Origin of the sequence: Halalkalibacterium halodurans, assembly GCF_004376175.1 — a bacterium.
GTDB classification, from domain to species: Bacteria; Bacillota; Bacilli; order Bacillales; family Bacillaceae_D; genus Halalkalibacterium; species Halalkalibacterium halodurans.
Window position 1 is genome coordinate 1 of record NZ_SNUY01000012.1, and the last position, 19,773, is coordinate 19,773.

Annotated in this window: 21 protein-coding genes and 1 pseudogene; 8 read left to right on the forward strand and 14 right to left on the reverse strand. The window is 42.9% G+C overall.

Features of this window, described 5'->3' with window-relative positions; genetic code table 11:
• Positions 1-397: 397 nt before the first annotated feature.
• Positions 398-811, reverse strand: a complete 414-nt coding sequence (locus E2L07_RS05880) for a hypothetical protein (protein WP_412733938.1) — start codon at positions 809-811, stop codon at positions 398-400.
• 99 nt (positions 812-910) lie between these two features.
• On the opposite strand from E2L07_RS05880, the gene E2L07_RS05885 reads away from it, so the two are divergent.
• A complete protein-coding gene (locus E2L07_RS05885; protein ID WP_053430887.1) occupies positions 911-1,684 on the forward strand; it encodes an ATP-grasp domain-containing protein in 774 nt (257 codons plus the stop codon).
• Here the strand turns inward: E2L07_RS05885 and E2L07_RS05890 are convergent.
• From E2L07_RS05890 to E2L07_RS05900, 3 genes are all read right to left on the reverse strand, one after another.
• The gene (locus tag E2L07_RS05890; RefSeq protein ID WP_233443833.1) at positions 1,656-2,081 is read right to left on the reverse strand and encodes a DUF2846 domain-containing protein; all 426 of its coding nucleotides are present in this window, start codon (positions 2,079-2,081) and stop codon (positions 1,656-1,658) included. The two genes, E2L07_RS05885 and E2L07_RS05890, sit on opposite strands and share 29 nt — an antisense overlap.
• A gap of 90 nt (positions 2,082-2,171) precedes the next feature.
• Complete coding sequence (locus tag E2L07_RS05895; RefSeq protein WP_053430885.1) at positions 2,172-2,405, reverse strand: YlbE-like family protein; 234 nt, start codon at positions 2,403-2,405, stop codon at positions 2,172-2,174.
• A 21-nt stretch (positions 2,406-2,426) separates the two neighbouring features.
• A complete protein-coding gene (locus tag E2L07_RS05900) occupies positions 2,427-2,846 on the reverse strand; it encodes a YlbD family protein (RefSeq protein ID WP_010898752.1) in 420 nt (139 codons plus the stop codon).
• A gap of 149 nt (positions 2,847-2,995) precedes the next feature.
• Here E2L07_RS05900 and E2L07_RS05905 point away from each other — a divergent pair, with 149 nt between their 5' ends.
• Complete coding sequence (locus tag E2L07_RS05905; RefSeq protein ID WP_134229114.1) at positions 2,996-3,502, forward strand: PaaI family thioesterase; 507 nt, start codon at positions 2,996-2,998, stop codon at positions 3,500-3,502.
• A gap of 37 nt (positions 3,503-3,539) precedes the next feature.
• Here E2L07_RS05905 and E2L07_RS05910 read toward each other — a convergent pair whose 3' ends face one another.
• The 3 genes from E2L07_RS05910 to E2L07_RS05920 all read right to left on the reverse strand — a co-directional run bounded on the left by E2L07_RS05910 (position 3,540) and on the right by E2L07_RS05920 (position 6,683).
• Positions 3,540-4,832, reverse strand: a complete 1,293-nt coding sequence (locus E2L07_RS05910) for a homocysteine synthase (protein WP_010898754.1) — start codon at positions 4,830-4,832, stop codon at positions 3,540-3,542.
• Positions 4,833-4,978: 146 nt separating this feature from the next.
• Positions 4,979-6,070, reverse strand: coding sequence for a CAP domain-containing protein (locus tag E2L07_RS05915; protein ID WP_134229115.1), 1,092 nt, complete (start codon positions 6,068-6,070; stop codon positions 4,979-4,981).
• A 184-nt stretch (positions 6,071-6,254) separates the two neighbouring features.
• Positions 6,255-6,683 carry a CBS domain-containing protein gene (locus tag E2L07_RS05920; protein ID WP_053430880.1) on the reverse strand — a complete coding sequence of 143 codons (429 nt, stop codon included), beginning with the start codon at positions 6,681-6,683 and terminating at the stop codon, positions 6,255-6,257.
• A gap of 174 nt (positions 6,684-6,857) precedes the next feature.
• On the opposite strand from E2L07_RS05920, the gene E2L07_RS05925 reads away from it, so the two are divergent.
• Both E2L07_RS05925 and E2L07_RS05930 read left to right on the forward strand, forming a co-directional pair.
• Positions 6,858-7,208 (forward strand): YugN family protein, encoded by a 351-nt coding sequence (locus E2L07_RS05925; RefSeq protein WP_010898757.1) that lies wholly within the window; start codon positions 6,858-6,860, stop codon positions 7,206-7,208.
• A 336-nt stretch (positions 7,209-7,544) separates the two neighbouring features.
• Positions 7,545-7,859 carry an AI-2E family transporter gene (locus E2L07_RS05930; protein WP_134229116.1) on the forward strand — a complete coding sequence of 105 codons (315 nt, stop codon included), beginning with the start codon at positions 7,545-7,547 and terminating at the stop codon, positions 7,857-7,859.
• 151 nt (positions 7,860-8,010) lie between these two features.
• On the opposite strand, the gene E2L07_RS05935 is transcribed toward E2L07_RS05930, so the two are convergent.
• Positions 8,011-9,348: an IS1380 family transposase gene (locus E2L07_RS05935; protein WP_134229117.1), complete on the reverse strand. Its 1,338-nt coding sequence runs from the start codon at positions 9,346-9,348 to the stop codon at positions 8,011-8,013.
• Positions 9,349-9,456: 108 nt separating this feature from the next.
• On the opposite strand from E2L07_RS05935, the pseudogene ytvI reads away from it, so the two are divergent.
• The 3 genes and pseudogenes from ytvI to E2L07_RS05950 form a co-directional block, all read left to right on the forward strand.
• A pseudogene (gene ytvI, locus E2L07_RS05940) lies at positions 9,457-10,218 on the forward strand (sporulation integral membrane protein YtvI); the annotation flags it as partial.
• A gap of 125 nt (positions 10,219-10,343) precedes the next feature.
• Positions 10,344-11,627, forward strand: a complete 1,284-nt coding sequence (locus E2L07_RS05945; protein WP_003320755.1) for an IS110 family RNA-guided transposase — start codon at positions 10,344-10,346, stop codon at positions 11,625-11,627.
• A 660-nt stretch (positions 11,628-12,287) separates the two neighbouring features.
• Positions 12,288-12,584 carry a GNAT family N-acetyltransferase gene (locus E2L07_RS05950; protein WP_134229119.1) on the forward strand — a complete coding sequence of 99 codons (297 nt, stop codon included), beginning with the start codon at positions 12,288-12,290 and terminating at the stop codon, positions 12,582-12,584.
• 73 nt (positions 12,585-12,657) lie between these two features.
• Here the strand turns inward: E2L07_RS05950 and E2L07_RS05955 are convergent, their stop codons facing one another.
• The 6 genes from E2L07_RS05955 to cyoE form a co-directional block, all read right to left on the reverse strand.
• Complete coding sequence (locus E2L07_RS05955; RefSeq protein ID WP_053430878.1) at positions 12,658-13,215, reverse strand: DUF420 domain-containing protein; 558 nt, start codon at positions 13,213-13,215, stop codon at positions 12,658-12,660.
• 200 nt (positions 13,216-13,415) lie between these two features.
• Positions 13,416-13,760 (reverse strand): cytochrome o ubiquinol oxidase subunit IV, encoded by a 345-nt coding sequence (locus E2L07_RS05960; RefSeq protein WP_010898763.1) that lies wholly within the window; start codon positions 13,758-13,760, stop codon positions 13,416-13,418.
• Positions 13,761-13,772: 12 nt separating this feature from the next.
• Positions 13,773-14,393: a cytochrome (ubi)quinol oxidase subunit III gene (locus tag E2L07_RS05965; RefSeq protein WP_010898764.1), complete on the reverse strand. Its 621-nt coding sequence runs from the start codon at positions 14,391-14,393 to the stop codon at positions 13,773-13,775.
• 1 nt (position 14,394) lies between these two features.
• Positions 14,395-16,257 carry a cytochrome c oxidase subunit I gene (gene ctaD, locus E2L07_RS05970; protein WP_134229120.1) on the reverse strand — a complete coding sequence of 621 codons (1,863 nt, stop codon included), beginning with the start codon at positions 16,255-16,257 and terminating at the stop codon, positions 14,395-14,397.
• A gap of 25 nt (positions 16,258-16,282) precedes the next feature.
• The gene (gene coxB, locus E2L07_RS05975) at positions 16,283-17,329 is read right to left on the reverse strand and encodes a cytochrome c oxidase subunit II (RefSeq protein WP_134229121.1); all 1,047 of its coding nucleotides are present in this window, start codon (positions 17,327-17,329) and stop codon (positions 16,283-16,285) included.
• Positions 17,330-17,405: 76 nt separating this feature from the next.
• On the reverse strand, positions 17,406-18,344 hold the full coding sequence (cyoE, locus tag E2L07_RS05980; protein WP_010898767.1) for a heme o synthase: 939 nt from the start codon (positions 18,342-18,344) through the stop codon (positions 17,406-17,408).
• Positions 18,345-18,618: 274 nt separating this feature from the next.
• Between cyoE and E2L07_RS05985 the strand changes: the two genes are divergently transcribed.
• A complete protein-coding gene (locus tag E2L07_RS05985; protein ID WP_053430876.1) occupies positions 18,619-19,515 on the forward strand; it encodes a COX15/CtaA family protein in 897 nt (298 codons plus the stop codon).
• The last annotated feature ends 258 nt before the right edge of the window (positions 19,516-19,773 follow it).

The window sequence follows — 19,773 nt, forward strand, 5'->3', positions numbered from 1 at the left end:
AATCACCAAGCCATGTAGTTACCGAAGAGAGATCAGTTATCCAAAGCTTTTTAATTACTGGCCAATCCTTATTAACAAGGGTAAGAATGCCGCCAGAATAATGGGCATTTAACTGATTTAGAACGAAGTTTTGATAAGTTTCGTGTGCAATAAACGTTGGTTTCATTTTGGCACCTCAATCACAAGTAGTAAGGGAAAATAATCCCTTCACCGGCGATTATTGTGGTGTTTTTGAAAAGTCAAGTGTTTCTTGTCGAATTCGAGAAAATATTTTGATAATTAATTTCCAGTTTTAAAAAATGAACATTAAAAAATCCCACCTAAAATAGGAGGGATGAAATAAATTGGTTTGAGGAAAATCCTTGAACCACAAAGCTCGGCGAATGCCGAGAGTCTATTAATGATATAGGAGGGTTTGCAACGATCGCCTTGTGATCTCCTTTGCCTCACTATTGAGCACAACAAAATGATCAGGGTGAAAGTCGATCCGCATCTGGTGCTCAGAGGCAAATTCTCCTACGGCTTGAAGCTCTTCCGCAATGGCTAACTCGTACTTCCATCCTTCTGTTAAAGGGTGATTCACGAGTGGTACAAGCTTTGAAGAAAGGCGGAAAAATGAAATCTGGTAGGCAAGGTTGTGTTTGAGCAACCTAAGGCAATTGTGCAAGTTCGTTTTGGCAATCCGTTCGAGTTTTCGCAAACCTGCCTCGTGATCTTCGATTTTTTCAAACTGAGCAGCTGTCATCGTTTTTGATGGTGAGGCATTGGCAAGTTCCATACTCATGGCGACATAGCCGAATTGAATGCGCATTCGACCTTCTCCTTCCAATTGACATTTTAAAGTAGGACATCTATAATTTTTTCCGACTTAACTGAATATAGCTTGTCTATCAAGAAAGGGGATAGCTCCTTGAAGTTTGTCACATTTAATCCATTTCGCACGATCGGAATGGCCAACATTCAATATGTAAAGCCTGAACACATGTTTCAGGAAAGGGAAAAAATCATCGCAGCCGACGTTTGTTTGTTCCCTGAAAATTGGCAAGTGAACGCACTCGTATACGGGATGAAGAAGCCTATTTTCCCAAGCATTCAATCTATACAAATGGGCCATAACAAAATAGAAGTTACTCGAGCACTGTGGAGTGTCTGTCCTGAACATGTCCCTTTTACGCTCATCTTAGGGCGAAACCCAGAAAACATTGAAAAGGTGCTAAGTACCTTCACGTTTCCTTTTGTGGCAAAAGAATATCGAAGCTCAATGGGTCGAGGCGTTTTTCTCATTCAATCGGCCGAGGAGTTTTATGAATATGCGGAGCAAAACCCTTACTTTTACGTTCAAGAATACTTACCGATCGAACGCGACCTCCGTATTTGTGTCATCGGTGATGATGTGGTAGCCGCTTACTGGCGCCAAAGTGATCATCAATTTAAAAACAATGTGGCTCAAGGTGGGGAGATTTTTTTTAATGACGTGCCAGAGGAAGCGATCACCCTCGTCAAAAAGGTAGCGGCAGACCTAGGAATTGATCATGCAGGATTTGACATTGCCCTAGTCAACGATCACTTTTATTTTCTCGAGTTTAATACATTATTTGGAAATCAAGGCTTGCACATGCTCGATGTCCCAATCGTGAAACGAATCGAAGCGTACGTTAAGAAGCGTTATCATCAGGAATCGTAAACGTGATCGTTTCCTCAAGTCCGTAGGGCGCTTGGTCATTTTGTAAGACTTCAACCGTTAATTCATGCTTCCCGGGGTTCAGTCCCCGGACAACGAATCCTTTATGAAAAAGAGCACCGACAAATTCTCCATCCACATAGACTCGTAAATGCCCTTCGCCCTCGTGGTGAGGGGTGCCTACGTGTTCCTGCGATAGTTTAAACCCATCCAACATGCATTCCACATACACCTCGTCCCCCTTCACTTCATAGCGTACTTCCAATTCATATTCCTCTTGTCCTGATGTGACAGAGATAACGCCAAGACTCTGCATCGGTTCAATTGATATGGTGCTTGTCCCATCAGCTATTCCAGAAAAGGATAAGTATCCAACAAGAAAGAAAAGTAAAACACGCATCCAAATCACTCCCGAAAAATTCCTTTGATTGCCTATAGTATTAGTCTGATTGCGAGAATTATGTATAACGGGCGACGGAAAGGCCTTGAGCTACCCCCTTGTCGCCCGAAGCATTTCGATTAACATCATGATCATACCTAGGTTTTTCTGAACGCGATCAACACGTTGGCCAAAGGTTCGACCAAAAAAGTAGTTAGCTTCTTTTTGTAATTCGGCTAGCTGTTGGGGATCTCTGCTTAATCGCCGATACCAAATCGGATGCTGGCGGCAAAAACGTTTTAACTCAGGGTTTGTTTCCATAACGTGTATTACTTCACGTCTCATACGACACTCTCCTTCATACCGTTAATCCCGGCGAAACGAAAAAGGATGGTCCTGATCTGACGCCCTACCTTGCCCTCCTGGCTGCTGGAACGATTGGATCAGTTTTTGTACATTACCAATGACTTCGCTAAATTGCGCAAGATGCCCTTGCAATTCATTCATATTGATGTTTTTCACAAGTTGAAGCAGCTGTCCGGTGGATTCTTGTTTTTCACCCGTCTTTTCAGCTGGCTGCTCTTCAACCTCTGAATCGGTAGCAACCTCCTCTTGCTTCTTATACGCCTTCCACTTCTCATGATCTTCTCCGAGAATCATCCACTCCTCATACACTTCTTGTAGCGGCCTGTTTGATTGTTTTATTTCTCGGATAAGCAATGGATGCTCCTGAACAAACTTTTTGAACTCCGCGACACTTGGATGGAGACGAGATTCTTTACTCATAAGACATCTACCTTTCCTTTCCAACCCTCTTATTTATAGAATAGGGAAATGCCTAGTCCAATGTGCGCCCAATTCTCGTTGGCCTGTCCATCAATCCTTGGTAAAATAAAGAGGAAAAATGATCAATAAGGGAAAAATGAGGCGATTTTATGGACAAACGACTGCAGCAAGATCGAATCGTGGACAAAATGGAGCGTTTTTTGTCCACCGCGAATGAAGAGGAAAAGGACGTTTTATCGTCTATCGTTGATGGGCTTCTCGCCAAGCAAGAAAGGCGGTACGCGACATACCTTGCAAGCCTTACACAGATAGAAAGTCAAGAGCGAGAAGATGGTCGATTTGAAGTGAGGTTACCTATCGGACCGCTCGTAAACAACCCGCTAAATATGGTTCATGGGGGAATCACAGCGACATTATTAGATACGGCGATGGGACAAATGGTCAACAGGCAACTTCCAGACGGCCAATCGGCTGTTACGAGTGAGTTAAACATTCATTACGTGAAACCAGGGATGGGCACCTATTTACAAGCTGTTGCATCGATCGTTCACCAAGGAAAACAGCGAATCGTCGTAGAGGGAAAAGTATACACCGACCAGGGGGAAACCGTCGCCATGGGTACAGGATCTTTTTTTGTTCTGCGGAGCCGTGGATGAGTTATAACGCAAAAAAAAGCGGGATTTCCCGCTTTTTTTACGCTTGACTCGCCTCAATCGCCTGTTTGAGATCGGTGATAATATCATGAATCGATTCGGTTCCTACCGAAAGTCTGATCATCCCAGGTGTCACTCCTGCGTCTCGCTGTTCTGCTTCCGAGAGCTGTTGGTGGGTCGTGCTTGCAGGATGGATGATCAACGATTTTGAATCACCTACGTTGGCAAGGTGGGAGAATAGCTGGACCGAATGAATGAGTTTCTTTCCTGCTTCAACGCCGCCCTTTACCTCGAACGTTAAGATAGCCCCTTGGCCTTTAGGCAAGTATTTTTTCGCTAATGGGTAGGATGGATGGGATGGCAGTCCAGAGTAGCTCACCGATTCGACCGCTTGATGTTGCTCAAGGAACTCTGCTACTTTGTAGGCATTTTCACTATGTCTCTCCATCCGTAAATGCAACGTTTCCAACCCTTGCAACAGTAAAAACGAGTTAAATGGCGATATGGCTGCCCCCATGTCACGCAATAGCTGAACACGCGCTTTAATAATATAAGCAATTGGACCGACCGCATCTGTATATACAACACCGTGGTAACTCGGATCAGGTGTTGTTAGCCCTGGATATCGATCCGTTTTCGCCCAATCAAACGTCCCTCCATCGACAATGATCCCTCCTATCGACGTCCCATGACCACCGATAAATTTTGTTGCTGAATGCACAACAATGTCTGCGCCGTGCTTTATCGGTTGAAGCAAATATGGGCTTGGAAACGTGTTATCGACAATGAGGGGAAGGTGATGATCGTGTGCAACTTTCGCCACCGCTTCAATATCTAACACGTCTCCCTTAGGGTTTCCAATCGACTCAGCGAAAATGGCTTTCGTCTTTTCAGTAATCGCTGCTTTGAAGTTTTCTGGGTCCGATGGATCAACGAAACGGACGTTTACCCCTAGCTTTGGCAACGTAATCGAAAATAAATTATACGTTCCGCCGTAAAGGCTACTAGCGGACACGATTTCATCTCCAGCCTCCGCAATATTTAAAATCGAATACGTAATGGCCGCCTGCCCTGAGGCCGTCGCTAAAGCTGCCGCTCCTCCTTCTAACGCAGCCACACGTTTTTCAAACACATCTGTCGTTGGGTTCATCAATCGGGTATAGATATTGCCAAATTCACTTAGTGAAAATAAATTCGCCGCATGGTCTGTATCTTTAAATCCGTAGGACGTCGTTTGGTACAATGGGACGGCTCGCGACAACGTTGTCGGATCGATCTCCTGTCCTGAATGAACGGCCTTTGTTTCTAACTGCCATTGGTTTTCATGATTCATCAAATTTTCCCCCAAACTGTTAAGATATGCCTCCATCGTAGTCATACAATTCTGACTTGTCAAGAAATCTAACGAACATTATTGACTAAAATCGTCAAAAAGGAAACTCGCCGATCGGCAAGTTTCCTTTTCATGTACTTCTTTTTTTAATGGCGCAAATGTTCATCCCATGGGACTAAAAAATTTTGTGTATAATATTTTTCAAACACACCGACACCTAGATGGGTAAATTCATCACTTAATAAAGGAACACGGTGTCCTTCACTATTGAGCCATCCCTCTACTGCAGCTGCTCCGTCTACATAATGAGCAGCAATGTTTTCTCCTAACATCCGAAAGAGAATACTTTCGTCCTCAAACCGGTCTCTTAACTCTCCAGTTGTCGGTGAAGTATGGGAAAAGTACTCATTTTCCGCCATATCACGGCTATGCATGTACGCAACATTCGCAGCAGCCTCATCCCATTCATAGGCTGGTAAATCATGACGATGGCGAATGACATTTGTAATATCAAAGATTTGCTGGGCGTTCCCTTGTTCGATTCTTTCTTGAATCTCTGGTGAGGGCACTTCATACTCTGGGAGCTCGCCGCGATAAATAATTGAATATGGCCGTTCAAGCAAGAGCGTTTCACCATCTAAAAATCGAATACTCGATAATGTATCTTCAAACGTATCGAAATAGAGCACCGCATATCCATTACTATATTCGACCAATGGTCTCATCTTGACATCAGAATCGGATAACTCAAACTGATAAGATTGGCCATTCGCTTCAAAGTTCACGCGGTTTTCAAATGTGAACTGATGGCCTAAATCATCATATGATGCTCCTAACTCCAATTTCTCCAACCCTAAATCAGAGCCCGTTAAAAGCAAGGTGACGACAGCTTCATCCTCCACACCCACTTGCATATATTGACCTTCTTGCATAGGATAAATCCACCAATCATACCCGTATGCCGAAGGGTCTCTTCGCGTTGGCTCTCCAACGAGGTCAACTAACTCTTCACTGGTCATCCCGAGATAAATTCCATCAATCGTTCCTTCAGGCACAAGCATCGGTTCTTCTTCCTCTGCTTCATCTGCCTCTCCATCCCATGCAATCGTCTCTTGCGCTTCTGTTTCTTCTTTTGTCTTTTCTTCCAATACTTCGTCTTGTTCCGTGTAAATCATCGCTTCTATATAATAAATAGTCCCTGCTAGTACGATAAATAAAAGAAAGACTAGTTTTTTCATTTTCGTTCCCCCTCTCCCTTTACATTTTCTTGATGTGACTCTCTTTTCCTTTGTAATAGCTTGCCACATTTTTACCCATTCTGTCGATGAAGAACACTTGCCAATCGGCGAGTCCCACCGTTTGATCCCATATAAGATAAAAAAAGCACCTGAACAGTTCAGATGCTTTTATAACAACGTTTTCTTAATGATAGACGTTTGACGGCTCCGAAATTTCAGAAAGGGCAATTCCTGCCTGATGATCAGAAGAATCGCGAACAGCCAAATCACCGAGAGAACAAATGCCGACAAGACGATTGTTTTCAACGACTGGAAGACGGCGAATTTGCTTTGTCGCCATTAGTTTGGCCGCTTCTTGAACAGTCATATCTGGAGTCGCTGTCACGAGGTGCTCACTCATTACCTCTTTGACCGGTGTGGAATTTGGTTTTTTCTTCGCAACACTTCGGATCACAATGTCACGATCCGTAACCATTCCTAAAAGTTGCTCTTCTTCACAAATGGGAACCGCCCCTACGTTATCTCGCTCCATTTTTACCGCAACTTCGAAAATATTGTCATCAGGTGAACAGTAATCAACATCTGTCGTCATGACATCGCGAATATGTTCCATACGATTTCCTCCTTTTGATTGGTTCAATGTTACTGTTTGCACAACGATTGTTTTTCATACATACTTTTTCCTTTGTCCATAAAACATTCATGAATCATCCGTTGCATCTTAAGCGTATTCATACTATCATTAGATGAGGAAATCTGGTCATGTTGTTAAAAAGGAGGACTTTACGTGAAATTTGAACAGTTTCAGTTTGAAGGACGCGAAGTACGATTTGAAAGCTTGCGTCATGCTGCTGAATCAGCGGGCTTTATACATGCTGGTCAATGGGATTATGAACGAGTGACATTTGATTTAAAAATTGTCCATCAAGAGGACATTTATTATCTTCGTGTCCCAGCCTATGCGATCAAAGGAGACATCCCTCATGATGATTGCGTTGTACGAATGCTCACCCCGATTCTCGGCAAACATTATTACCCTCACGGTGTAGAATACGATGGCGAGGACTTTCCTGAACCAATCGTCAATCGCTGTACAAAAAAGCTCGAACAAATCAAAGCGAATCTTGACAGTGAATAGGAACGATACATAGTCCTGTCTAAACGTAAAGAGACGTGTCATCCTCAGGGATGCTCGTCTTTTTTCAATCATCTTCATTTTCGTTGGGATCTCTTTCATCTCCTAGTTCTTTTACCCATGTTATAGTGCATAGGTTCTAGAAATAACGATCTTTAATGGGGGCCATTTCGGACTTTAAATACGGTAACAGGCAATCTACGTTCCACCGCTCACCCCTCACATGAATCGTCTGACAATCCCTTAAGATTCAATGAAAAACGAATCGTCCTACTGTTCAATCAACGTGTCCCATACTATAATAAAAGGTAGTTGTTTTTTTCAGAGAGGAGCTTGAAATTGTCTGCCATCTTTACGAAACGTAATGTGCTTATCGCGTTAACCATTCTCATCCTAGTGATTGCTGCCTACTTCATTTTACCTGTTTCTCTTCCACTTGTTGCAGCATTAATCACAGCTATGATTCTCTCACCTGCAGTTCATTATCTTCATGTGAAGACGAAGCTCAAACGAAATTTCTCTGTCATGGTCGTGTTCACGCTCTTCGTCTGCCTCATTGGTTTATGTGGCTATTATGTTGTCACAACAGTTATTACGCAAGGGGTTACGATTGTTGAAAATATTCCCCAATATATTAATGACCTGAATCCGTGATAAAAAGCAGTGGTTCCATCGATTTTGATAAATCCTAATTTTCTTTCATTTCATTGCTTTTTAAGTTAAATACGTTCGTTTTTGAGTACACCAAATAAAACCTGCTCAGACATTTTTTTACAGGTCTTATTATCTATTCAGTTTCCTAGACTTATGTCGAAAATGAAAGATACAGACGCTTAAAAGTGGAAAACCAAGGACTATAGTTCCCGAATTTTAAGTAAACTTTCCGAGAGTGCTTAACAACTTTTGATGCCAGTGTAATTAAGTTCTGGATTACTGTTTTTACACGGCGACGAAAAACCTTTCTTTTAAGTGGTGCATCTCCTGATTTTAGGCTTTCTTGGCCAATAACCCGAAGGAGATTGTAGGTTAAACACCCAAGATGTAAGATCAATTCATTGGTGGCAAATTTACCCGAAGGAAAACGTTCTAGGTCTAAATCTGTTTTTAATTCACTGTGGAATTGTTCACAAGTGCCATGTTCGTGATATAGGCCAATTATTTCCTCTGTTTCATTAGGTAGGCTAGTCCAATAGCTCTCAAACTCAACATCTGGGACTAAGAGGATTTGTCCGTTTTTATCGATTGTCCTTTCCGTTACCTTATAAACTTGGCGAATGGCTTTTTTCATTCCCTTTGGAGTTGTTTCTAAAGCACCATAGAATACACGTTTTCCTTCTCGCTCCTGAACGCATTTGCCGAATTGTTCGGCTACCATGAGCCAGTTTTCGGGCTTTTCACGGCGAGGGTTTCGTTTAATTATAAAATCGGCCTTTTCATTGACACAAACTTTTAGATTTTCGACACTATCGTTTCCTGCGTCCATACGGACTAGTAACGATAGGTCCGTAATCATCCGAGAATAGTTAATACTGTTCTCAAGAAATTTCTCAGTATCCTTTTGAACGTGTGTGCTTCCTTCCCGAAGTTCCATATTTACAACGTAGCCTTCTAGACCTAAATAGGAAAAGTTAGGGGAATATCCATCACATCCTTTGTATGTGCGACTAACCCCTTCTTTCTTGGTATTTGAGTTATCAAATGGCGATACATCAATATCTAAAGGCACGTATGTTTTTTTATCACTAGTTACTGTTGGAGTGACAGGAGAATCAAATTGCCGTATTAGTTTAGCCGATTCTTCTAGAACAATGGATTTCCATCCAGTCACCTTGGCAATTTGATCGAGACGTTGCCGTAGTGTGGGACTTGATGGAACCAATTTAATATCCAATGCACGATAAAAGAAGGGATCGTCTCGAAATTGTTCGATATGGTCGAAATCATTCTTACCTTGACACAATAGACCCACATAAGAAGTGGTAACATCACCATTAAGAATCTTCGGAGATGACTTAATTTCTGGAACCTTCAAGGATGAAAAACGTTTGTGAAACTTTGTCTTTGATAAAAGCAAACCTATTAAACCAAGACCTGAATGGGTCGTCAATGTATCATCGGAATTTTCTAATATAAACTTAACCAATTTCTACACCTGCCTGGTGAAATAAAATTATCAACATAAATCAGCTGATAACATTATTATAACAGGCTTTGGAGGCAATGTTGGAAATGATTTCATCACGGATTCAGGAATGATATTAACAGAGCTTGGCTCCTGTTTCAGCGAGATTTGGAACACCGGTATGAAGATTTACCACCAGAATTTGTTTATGAAATTAACCTACAAGTGACCGATACGTTAAACAAACTGCGGCAAGACTTAGCAGACCGTGATTGGATCGGTGATATCACATCGCTCGTTACAAGTGTCCCAGGCTATCTAGTCACCATTATCGTCTATTTAATCGCGTTATTTTTGTTTATGTTGGAACTGCCACGACTAAAAGAAAAAGTCTATTCCTACCTTTCTGAAAAAACACAGGATAAAGTGTCGTTTATGTCCTCACGTCTATCCTATGTGGTTTCAGGGTTTATCAAGGCGCAGTTTCTCGTGAGTATTATCATTTTTGTCGTTTCGTTAGTCGGCCTGCTTCTTATCGTTCCTGAATATGCACTACTCATGGCATTCGTCATCTGGATCATCGATTTTATTCCGATTATCGGTTCGATTGCGATTTTAGGTCCGTGGGCCTTGTTTCAGCTAATCGCCGGAAATGTCGCAGTCGGAACACAACTTCTTATCTTAGCAGCGATTCTTTTAATCATCCGCCGTACAGTCGAGCCTAAAGTGATGGGGCAGCATATTGGTTTGTCCCCCCTTGCGACGCTTATTGCCATGTACATCGGTCTCATGCTGTTTGGCGTTGTCGGTTTTATTGTCGGTCCATTAATTGTCATTGCCTTTCAATCAGCCAAAGAAGCTGGCATCATTAAGTTGAATTTTAAATTATAAGGAGCATTCCTGTAATGAAGAAATTTGAGGATTGAACAAAAAAGAGCCCTCTTGGTATGATACGAGGTGTCCAAAGCTTCGAAGCAAAAATGGACCCTTAAATTAGTAACCAAGGAGGACTCGTAATGAATTATACTCAAAATCACAAAATCTCGCAAATCACACCATCAACACTCATTATTGGCATTGATATTGCCAAAGACAAACATGTCGCACGTGCTCAAGATGATCGTGGATTAGACTTTGGAAAGCGTTTGATCTTTGAAAATCGAATCTTTGGCTTTGAAGCCCTCGTTGAGTGGGTAAAGCAACACCAAGAAAAACACAAGAAGAATCACGTCATTTTTGGCGTAGAACCAACAGGACATTATTGGAAGAGTCTTGCTTACTATCTAACGGCAAAAGGTTACGACTTTGTCGTCGTGAACCCAATGCACGTTAAGAAAAGTAAAGAACTTGATGACAATTCTCCAACGAAAAACGATACGAAAGACGCAAAAGTGATCGCCCAGTTAATCAAAGATGGGCGATACTCTGTACCAAACCTCTTAGATGGCATATATGCGGAACTAAGAGAATGCGTAAAAATTCGAGATCAGCTTACTGAACAATTAATGATCACAGAAGGTCGCATTCAAAATGTGATTCAACGCTACTTTCCAGAGTTTTTCGATGTGTTTGGAGATTGGGAAGGCAAAGCCGCTCTCTGTACCCTAAAGCTGTTTCCGTTCCCCTCTGATATTCATAAAAAGACACCAGAGAGGGTTCTTCAAGAATGGAAACCGTATGTCCAACGAGGAGTTGGCATTAAGCGCGCAACGAAGCTTGTAGAAACAGCCAAAAAGAGCATTGGAATTGAAGTAGGCTTGAAATTTGCCAAGTGTGAACTGAAGAATCTTATTGAGCAGTATGAGCTTTTTAAGCGGCAATTAGAAGAGTTGGATCAGGAATTAGAAGCCATCGTTGAAACATTACCTGGTGCCCAACAAATGATGAAAATTCCAGGCTTAGGGGCGGTGACTGTTGGATTATTCTTTGCGGAAGTTGGGGACATTTCAAAGTACTCTCATCCTCAACAATTAGTGAACTTAGCAGGGCTATCATTACGTGAGCACAGTTCAGGTAAATTTAAAGGGCAAACAAGGATTACAAAGCGAGGAAGGAAACGATTACGCCGAGCCTTATATTTAGCGATTCGTCCCCTTGTCGCCCATAATTCAACATTTAAAGCCCTGCATCACTATTACACCAAACGCCCTGAACGCCCTTTGAAAAAGCAACAATCTTTGATTGCCTTGTGTTGTAAGTTACTACGTGTGTTGTTTGTCATTGGTCAAAAACAGTGTGAATTTGATGGTTCAAGATTAATAAAAGATATTCCTCAAATGGATGGATTACAGGCAGTGTAACCTTAGAAAGCAGATCACCCAAAGTGGCTTGACACGGAGCCTCTGCGGGCATGGCTCCTTGGCGAAGCGGCGAGTCATCCAATGATTCGCCCATGGCTAAGGAAGCCTACCATGCCCGCCACTCCATGTAAAGCCGTGCATCATCTGTATACTTACAAATAACAAACACCAATAGTGCAGAGTCGGAGTTTATTTTCACCATACGGGCTTATGACCCAGCAAAGGAGCTTATCCGACCTCCACCTCATGGATACGCAGGACGAAGGAAGGTATGGATACCAATCCGGAGAGACATGGGAGGGTTAGCGACCGTGAGTAGCGTGGAGATTTATAGGCACGGTCATACTACTCAATTACCAAACTATACCAGTTTGGACGTTAGGATGGATTATCCCCTGTAAGAAATTTTAATTCGTTCTACTTCTATCCAGTAGTACTGGTGAGATTACTATTTGGTGTTAGTGAAATTTGGAGAATACACGAGTATTAGCGAGAAAATTAAACTTTATTGAGGGAGGAAGAATTGGGGATGATTCGCCCTGCCACATTAGAGGATACAGAAAGCCTCATACCCTTAATGAAAGACTTAGGCTATCCGACAAAAAGAGAGCATCTGTATAAGCGACTAGAGAAGCTCCTTTCCCATCGTGATTATCATTTATGGCTCTATGTGAGAAAAGATTCATCTCCTATCGGGTTTTTCGGCTTCATCCATCAGCTCGCCTTCGAAAAAATGAATCATACGTTCGAATCGCAGCCTTGGCGGTCAATGCCAGTGAGCGAGGAAAAGGGACTGGTTCTAAACTTCTTCAAGCGGTAGAAGATAGGGCGATCAAGCATGACATTAGCACCATCGTCCTGAATAGCGGAAATCGCCAGGAACGTCAAATAGCCAATCGGTTTTATGAAGCTGCGGGCTTCGTCCCGAAAGCAACGGGCTTTTATAAGCAGCTTTAATGACTTAAGCGCCGCCCATTACGGAACGGCGCTTATTATCGTATCGTTCTTTTCAGATTCAAAACCTCTTGTTCTAATAGTAAGGAGAGATCATCAAATAAACTAATACACCTGTTAAACTTACGTATAGCCATAAAGGCATGGTCCAGCGGACGATTTTCCGATGTCGCTCATGCTCTTGGTTCCATGCTCGCGCCACGGCAGTTAACGCCAATGGGACAATCAAAGCGGCAAGGACGATGTGCGTAAACAAAATGAAGTAATAAATCCCCGCCATGATTCCTTCCCCACCATATGGGGTGGAAGGAGAAAGGTAATGATAGGTCACATACGTGATTAAAAATAGCGATGTTGTAATAAACGCACTGTAAATGAACCGTTTATGAACAACAGCATTTCCTTTCTTAATGGCAATTAATGCAGCTAGTAAAAAAAGAAACGTAAAACTATTAAAGATAGCATTCATCATTGGTAAAATATGCACATTAAATGCATCGAAATCTTCCACTCCTGGCAGTCCAGCCAATACGGCGACAAGTCCGTTGATCACGATCGTTAAAATAATAATCATCGGCCGGTAATTTCGCTTTTTCACTGGTGCCTCGGACAGAACTTGTCCACTTTGCTTCATGGAGCTTTCCTCCTTTGCTCTCTCGTCATTCTCCACCGTTCATTATACTACAAATGAAGGAATAGAGCTTAGCTGACCGTTTACAATCTAATGAACGAAAAACGGATCTCTCCCCTTTTTTCCTGCTGGTGGGAAACTCCACTGTTTCATAATTAAAAACAACCATCCCTTGCAGAGCAAGAGATGGTTGAAACAACAAATTACCATTTCGTTACGCCTAATAAGAGCATGAGCGCAGCAATTGTTGGCACCGTAACAAAAATGCCGGTAATCATAAAGACGTTAGCCCAGCCATGATCTTTATCCTTCATGTGCATGAAGAATAACAATTGCAACGTGAATTGAATCAAAGCTAATAACAAGACGAACGGAATTGCAAATGTTCTTGGAACGACATCAGCGGCAACTGTTAGAAACGCAATGATCGTTAGGAAGATCATTAACGCAAAAACAATGAACTGTCTACGGATTTCCTTGCTCGCTTGACGTTTCTCTTGTTGTGTCATTGCACTTTTCTCAAATGGTTGACTTAGATTATCTGCCATATGATCAACCTCCTAGCCTAGTACTCCCATGAGATAGACGACCGTAAAGATGAATACCCAGACGACGTCGATGAAATGCCAGTACAAGCTTGCTACGTAAAATTTCGGTGCATTGGTTAGTGTAATGCCGGAACGGTTATAACGGATCAACAACGTGATGATCCACGAAAGACCGAACGCAACGTGGGCTCCGTGCAAACCTACAAGAGAGTAGAAAGAAGATGCAAATGCACTTGTAGAGAAGCCAAGCTCATAATGGTGCACATACTCATAGAATTCATAAATCTCAAAGCCAAGGAATCCAAGGCCAAGTAATACTGTAATCCACATCCATAGTTTCATGGCACCGAATTTATTTTTCTTCATGGCAGCCATCGCAATAACACTTGTCAAACTACTTGTTAAAAGTAGCATCGTCATAATGAAGACAAGAGGTAGTGCAAAGATATCCTGTGGTAATGGGCCATCCGCTGTTCCGCTACGAAGACCTAAATAGGTTCCGAAAAACGTGGCAAAAAGGATTGTCTCCCCACCGAGGAAGAACCAAAAGCCGAGAAACTTATTTTTTCCTTCAAGGGTTGCTCGCTCCGGATGAGAAGGTAGTCCTTTGGATGTATCAACATGTCCAGCCATCTTAGTCTACCTCCTTTTTAATGTCTTCAACAGGAATGTAGTAGCCGTGATCTTCTTTCACTGAACGTGCAAGCATACTACCAAACGTAATGATGAAACCACCGATACAGACAATCCACGGATTAATAATCGGGTTTTCCATTTCAAGCATGATCAAACCAAAAGCAGCAAAGAACAATCCGACAGAGATGAGTAACGGTAAAATTGAACCGTTCGGCATATGGATCGGTTGGATTGGTTCTGCTGGCTTCATCTTTCCATCCCCATGCACCTTCTCATAGAACCAAGGATCGAGAGAACGGACTTGCGGTGTTTGGGCAAAGTTGTACTCAGGTACAGGTGTTGGCGTTGCCCACTCAAGGGTACGAGCATCCCATGGATCGGCTACCGTTACACGCTCTCCTTTATACGCAGAGTAGATGACATTAATGACAAGAATAATCACCCCTGCTGCCATTAAGAACGTTCCGAGCGTACTCACAAAGTTAAATTCATTTAAGCCTTGTCCGTCAAGGTATGTGTATACCCGGCGCGGCATTCCCATGAGTCCGAGTAAATGTTGAACGAAGAACGTCAAATGGAATCCGATGTAGAAAAGCCAGAAAAAGATTTTTCCTAAAGTTTCGTTCAGCTTGTGGCCAAACATTTTCGGATACCAATAGAACAGTCCTGCAAATAGGGACGATACGATACCACCGACAATAATGTAGTGGAAGTGGGCCACGACGAAATACGTATCGTGGTACAAATGGTCAACAGGCGCCATCGCAAGCATAACCCCAGTAACCCCACCAAGAACGAACGTTGGGACAAAGGAAGATGCAAACAGCATCGCTGTATTAAACGTAATCTTACCGCCCCACATCGTAAATAACCAGTTAAAGATTTTAATACCTGTCGGAACAGCAATCGTCATCGTTGCAATCGCAAAGATTGAGTTTGCTACCGGACCTAATCCAACCGTAAACATATGGTGGGCCCATACCATAAACCCGAGGAATGCGATAATCATTGTAGCAAAGACCATCGCTGTGTAACCGAACAAACGTTTACGAGAGAATGCCGGAATAACCTCAGAAATAATTCCGAATGCTGGTAATACGAGAATGTATACTTCAGGGTGACCAAAAATCCAGAAAATATGCTGCCACAGGATGACGTTACCGCCCATCTCTGGGATGAAAAACTGTCCATCAAAAAGACGGTCTAACATTAGTAACGCAAGTCCAGCGGCAAGTGGTGTAAACGCGAATAAAATAAGCGTTGACGAAATGAACGACGTCCATACGAATAAAGGCAAGCGCATCATCGTCATACCAGGTGCACGCATGTTGACGATCGTTACCAAAAAGTTAATCGCTGAAATAAGTGTTCCAATCCCGCTCACCTGTAAGCCAAGGACATAGAAGTCTAAGCCAAGTCCAGCATAATCACGACTGGAGAGAGGAACATACGCGGTCCACCCTGCATCAGGTGCTCCGCCAAAAAACCAACTCAAGCTTAAAAGCAGTCCGCCTGAGAAGAAAATCCAAAACCCGAGGGCGTTAACGAACGGAAACGCCACATCACGAGCTCCAATTTGGAGTGGAATGACAAAGTTCATAAACGCAAACAATAACGGTGTGGCCGCTAAAAAGAGCATGATCGTTCCATGCATCGTAATGAATTCGTTAAAGGTTTGACCGCTAATAAAATTCATTTGTGGATACATGAGCTGAATCCGCATAAATAGCGCCATAATCCCAGCTTTAACGAAGAATAGCGCGCCAGCGATCAAATACATGATGCCTAGCTTTTTATGGTCAACGGTTGTTAGCCAATCCCATAATACGCTTTTTTCTTTCTTTTGCGTAGCCGTAGCCAATTAGGTCTACCTCCTTTAGTCCGGTTTACTCATCAAGCTCTCGAACAGATAGTGATCGCAAGTATGCGATTAATGCTTCCATTTCTTCATCAGTGACATCCGGGAATTCAGGCATGTCATTTCCTTGCTTTAATGCCTTCGGATTACGAATCCATTCCTCTAGATTTTCGTCGTTGTTTTCAAGGAAATTGGCTATCGTTGTTCGATCTCCAAAGTTCGTTAGAGTTGGACCAGCTGCTGTTCCTGACCCGCCAACGGCGTGACAGCCGATACATCCTAGTCCGTCTGCTCCGAATAGTTCATAACCTTGCTGAACAAGGATATCGTCTGTATCCGGCTCTGCATCCGCTTCCATCATTCCCTCTACCCACGCATCGTAGTCATCTCGTTCAAGGGCGATCACTTTAAAATCCATCAATCCGTGAGACGCTCCACAGAGCTCGGCACATTTCCCTTTATAAACGCCTGGTTCTGAAGCTTCCAGCCATAGATGATTTGTAATGCCTGGAATGTTATCGACCTTACCACCTAGAGCCGGTACCCAGAATGAGTGCATCACATCGGAAGCATGCAATTCGAAAATGACTTTCTCACCGACAGGTATGTACACATCGTTACCTGCAGTAAATCCATCTTCATAATCAAATTGCCACCAGAATTGGTGTCCTGTAACCGTAATCGTCACCGTTTCTTCCTCAACTTCCGGATCTGGTTCTACATCCGCAAGCATGAACGTACCTATAATCGTCGGTACGGCCAAAATCGTTAATAAAATAATCGGAATTACGGTCCAAGTAATCTCCAAAGCTGTGTTTCCATGCACTTGCTTCGGAAGTTCATCATCCCCTGGTTTGCGACGAAACCTAGCTAAGATGATAAAAAAGATTGCAAAGACAACAATGCTGACAAACGCCATCACATAAAGTGATAGAAGCATGTTATCAAATAGCCATTCTGCCTGCGGTCCTTGTGGATCGAGCGCAGTCAGGTTTGTTTCTCCCATACACCCTGCTAAAAACAGGACCACGAGTGATAAAGGAAGAAAGCGCAACGCTGTTTTCCAAAGTTTCATCTAACCATCAAACCTCACTTTCTCCTTGTAGCTAAGCACTACAATTGTGAAATTTTATATTATAGCCGTCATCCATTTATAAATGGACAACGACCATAAGAACAAAAAGAATCGTTAAATAATTTAACGAATACACGAACATGAGACGTGCCCATTTCACGTCATCCTTCATCTTAAATCCAGCGATACCGAGTGCTAACCAGCCAACCCCTAAGATGGCAGCAACCGTAGTATAAATGATGCCGAATGGATAGAGCATCAATGAAACGATGGTCAGTGCCACGACGTAGATCACCATTTGTCGCTTTGTCATCTCAAAGCCAGCAACAACAGGTAACATCGGGATTCCTGCTCTTCGATATTCCTCCACACGTTTCATGGCAAGCGCTAAAAAATGAGGTGGCTGCCAAAAAAACATAATGAAAAACATCAACCATGCATAGGAATGCAAGCTCCCATCTATGGCTGACCAACCAATTAATGGAGGCACTGCTCCAGAAATACTACCGACAATGGTGTTGAGCGTCGTTGTTCGCTTCGTCCACATGGAATAGAGCACAACATAAACGAACAAACCGATGAATCCGATCACAGCAGCGACAGGCGTCGTTAACAGCAAGAAAAAGATCCCAGCTGCCGATTGCACAAATCCCGTCCATAAAATGTGCTGTCCGCTAAACCGTCCTGTTACAGACGGACGATCCTTCGTTCGTTCCATTAAATGATCGATGTCCCGATCAATGTAATTGTTTAACGTACAACCACCAGCCATCACTAGGGCTGCCCCGACCATTGTCCATACGATCGTCAAGAAATAGTCAGATAAGCTGACACCAATGTATGTTGCAGCCAGAAACAATCCAGCAAAGGTTGTGATAAGATTCGATGTCACAATCCCCGTTTTAGCCAATGTCAAATAATCTTTCCAAGACTTTTGCTGCACTACCGTCGATGATGCATTCGCTTCAGCTTCTATTACATCCGCAGCCTCAATGGCCGTATCCGGCTTATTCATCAAACTTTCACCCCCTTTTAACCGTCACCCCAACAAACGAAAAAAGCCAAAACAAGCAGGCGAACTTTTTCCACCTTATTATGACACAAACACATTATATCTCAAAATCTATCTCGTTTCATCAAAATCCTAAGGTTCACAGGATCTTCACATTTAGAAACCTCCATTATTTGTTCACTGTTACGAAATTGACTTTTTTTCTTCTACTCCATAAGATCGTTATAGAGTCATTTACTGTTTTTTCTCTATTTTAACTTTTAGAAAGGTGAGATCCATGCATAGATCATTGAAGATTTTTGGCACGCTCACGTCGATTGGGATGGTGATTGTCCTAATGCAAGGAGCGCTCGTCACCAAGACAGAGTCCGGTGAAGGCTGTGGCGCCACTTGGCCACTCTGTTTTGGTGAAGTGATTCCTACCAATCCTGCAATCGAAACGATTATTGAATATAGTCATCGAATTGTCTCAGGCCTTTTAGGAGCGATGGTCATCATTCTCGCCATTTGGGCATGGCGCAAACTTTCACACATCCGTGAAACGAAAGTCATGGCAATCTTAGCGGTCTTATTTATTATTTTCCAAGGCTTATTAGGGGCCGGAGCCGTCGTTTTCGGACAGTCCCACGCGATTCTAGCGCTTCACTTTGGGATATCTGCCATTTCACTTGCTACCGTTGTCTTACTCACAACCTTAGCGTTCGAGGACGGAAAACCAAATCCACCAGCTCCGATTGTCAAAAAAGGGTACAAAGGCTACATTCTCGCTGTGTTTGCCTATTGTTACGCTGTCATTTACACCGGTGCCTATGTAAAGCATACACAAGCAACGCTTGCCTGCGGGGATTTCCCACTTTGTAACGGACAATGGATTCCCATGCTATCAGGTCCGGTCGGAGCCCATTTCTTCCATCGCGTGGCAGGAACACTTCTTCTCATTTTGCTCGTGGTTGCGCTCATCTGGACATTGCGAAAATACAGCCATTATCGCTCGCTCGTCTGGACCCATATTCTCTGTGTCATTCTTGTCCTTACCCAATACGCTACAGGCATCTCGATCGTGCTTACAGGGAACGAGCTCTTCGTCGCCATGATGCACGCTCTCATTGTTTCTATTCTTTTTACAACCCTTTGTTACATCGTCATGATTTTATCAAGGAACAAAGCGGTTTAACCTATTGCGAGAAAAAGTGGCAGCTGCTTTAACTGCCACTTTTTATTATGGGAGTTCTACTAGGTCTTTAAACATGCACAGCGTGCTTACCATACTGAAAAGACGAGATGTTCCTCATGACACCCCGCCTTCCCTTAATCTATTTACGTAAGTACACTTTTATCCCAATTAACTAGCGCTAAGACTTCTACTTCAAGACTTTGAGGCAACAAGAAGACGAGGTAAGCGTGAATCAACACAGACTGCATTCGCCACATC

Excerpts from the sequence above, each read along its gene's own strand:
- E2L07_RS05985 (WP_053430876.1), top strand. The coding sequence starts at position 18,619 with ATGCATAGATCATTGAAGATTTTTGGCACGCTCACGTCGATTGGGATG.
- E2L07_RS05950 (WP_134229119.1), top strand. The coding sequence starts at position 12,288 with ATGGCTCTATGTGAGAAAAGATTCATCTCCTATCGGGTTTTTCGGCTT.
- E2L07_RS05905 (WP_134229114.1), top strand. The coding sequence starts at position 2,996 with ATGGACAAACGACTGCAGCAAGATCGAATCGTGGACAAAATGGAGCGT.
- E2L07_RS05895 (WP_053430885.1), bottom strand. The coding sequence starts at position 2,405 with ATGAGACGTGAAGTAATACACGTTATGGAAACAAACCCTGAGTTAAAA.
- E2L07_RS05965 (WP_010898764.1), bottom strand. The coding sequence starts at position 14,393 with ATGGCTGGACATGTTGATACATCCAAAGGACTACCTTCTCATCCGGAG.
- coxB (WP_134229121.1), bottom strand. The coding sequence starts at position 17,329 with ATGAAACTTTGGAAAACAGCGTTGCGCTTTCTTCCTTTATCACTCGTG.
- E2L07_RS05880 (WP_412733938.1), bottom strand. The coding sequence starts at position 811 with ATGCGCATTCAATTCGGCTATGTCGCCATGAGTATGGAACTTGCCAAT.
- E2L07_RS05910 (WP_010898754.1), bottom strand. The coding sequence starts at position 4,832 with ATGAATCATGAAAACCAATGGCAGTTAGAAACAAAGGCCGTTCATTCA.
- E2L07_RS05960 (WP_010898763.1), bottom strand. The coding sequence starts at position 13,760 with ATGGCAGATAATCTAAGTCAACCATTTGAGAAAAGTGCAATGACACAA.
- cyoE (WP_010898767.1), bottom strand. The coding sequence starts at position 18,344 with ATGAATAAGCCGGATACGGCCATTGAGGCTGCGGATGTAATAGAAGCT.
- E2L07_RS05945 (WP_003320755.1), top strand. The coding sequence starts at position 10,344 with ATGAATTATACTCAAAATCACAAAATCTCGCAAATCACACCATCAACA.
- E2L07_RS05955 (WP_053430878.1), bottom strand. The coding sequence starts at position 13,215 with ATGAAGCAAAGTGGACAAGTTCTGTCCGAGGCACCAGTGAAAAAGCGA.
- E2L07_RS05890 (WP_233443833.1), bottom strand. The coding sequence starts at position 2,081 with ATGCGTGTTTTACTTTTCTTTCTTGTTGGATACTTATCCTTTTCTGGA.
- E2L07_RS05900 (WP_010898752.1), bottom strand. The coding sequence starts at position 2,846 with ATGAGTAAAGAATCTCGTCTCCATCCAAGTGTCGCGGAGTTCAAAAAG.
- E2L07_RS05915 (WP_134229115.1), bottom strand. The coding sequence starts at position 6,070 with ATGAAAAAACTAGTCTTTCTTTTATTTATCGTACTAGCAGGGACTATT.
- E2L07_RS05920 (WP_053430880.1), bottom strand. The coding sequence starts at position 6,683 with ATGGAACATATTCGCGATGTCATGACGACAGATGTTGATTACTGTTCA.